Below are 883 nucleotides of genomic sequence, written 5' to 3'. Positions count from 1 at the left end.
GCCCGGGACGGGCCGAGGACGTGCTGACCCCGGACGCCGGCGCGGCGGCCGGCGGGTGGTTCAGCCGGCAGGGCCCGGCCTCGTCCGCGCTGGGTGTGACGCCGGCGCCGGCGGCGACGCCGGTGACCGGAGGGACGAACGAGCGGGGCCTGCCGGTACGCGTGCCGATGGCCCAGCTCACCTCGGCCGCCCCGGCCGACCGTCCGGTGGTGCGGCACGAGCCGGACCCGGAGGCGGTCGGTGGCATGCTGTCGCGTCTCTACAGCGGGGTACGGCGGGCCGAGGCCGAGGAGACCACCGAGATGTACCTGCCGCGCGATGAAGGAGGACGACGACAGTGACGACGTTGAGCCAGGAGGCACGCGACCTGAGCTGGCTGGTGAACGCGTTCGCGGAGCGCGTTCCCGGGGTGGCGCACGCGGTGGTGGTGTCCTCCGACGGGCTCCTGGTGGCGATCTCGGCGCACCTGCCGCGCGACCACGCGGACAAGCTCGCCGCGGTGACCTCCGGCCTGATGAGCATCACCGCCGGTGCGGCCCAGATGTTCGACGGTGACGTCGTCAAGCAGACGGTGGTCGAGATGGGGCGCGGCTACTTCCTGGTGATGCAGATCCGGGACGGCTCGATCCTGGCCACGCTAGCCGGGGCGGACGCGGACATCGGCGTGGTCGGCTACGAGATGGCGCGGCTGGCCAAGCAGGCGGGCGAGATGCTCACCCCGGCGCTGCGCGCCGAACTCCAGCAGGCGCTGCCGCGCTGATCCGCAGCCGGCGCGGGGGGGGGGGGGGGGGGGCGGGGGGCCCCCCCCCCACCGCCCGCGCGACGAGCTGCATGTTGGACTCCACCGGGCGGCCCTTGGCGTACGTGACCGTGTCCTCCATGC

Annotated in this window: 1 protein-coding gene and 2 pseudogenes; 2 read left to right on the top strand and 1 reads right to left on the bottom strand. The window is 74.7% G+C overall.

Features of this window, described 5'->3' with window-relative positions; genetic code table 11:
• Together AC2CHG_RS31605 and AC2CHG_RS31600 are read left to right on the top strand one after the other, a co-directional pair.
• Nucleotides 1–341, top strand: a pseudogene (locus AC2CHG_RS31605) (nitrate- and nitrite sensing domain-containing protein); the annotation flags it as partial.
• On the top strand, nucleotides 338–760 hold the full coding sequence (locus AC2CHG_RS31600; RefSeq protein WP_013287300.1) for a roadblock/LC7 domain-containing protein: 423 nt from the start codon (nucleotides 338–340) through the stop codon (nucleotides 758–760). The pseudogene AC2CHG_RS31605 and the gene AC2CHG_RS31600, both read left to right, overlap by 4 nt.
• Here AC2CHG_RS31600 and AC2CHG_RS31595 read toward each other — a convergent pair.
• Nucleotides 714–883: pseudogene (locus AC2CHG_RS31595) on the bottom strand (3-keto-5-aminohexanoate cleavage protein); the annotation flags it as partial. The gene AC2CHG_RS31600 and the pseudogene AC2CHG_RS31595 overlap by 47 nt on opposite strands.

Source organism: Micromonospora sp. ATLC20 (genome assembly GCF_057196585.1).
This window is presented reverse-complemented; position numbering and strand designations above follow the sequence as displayed.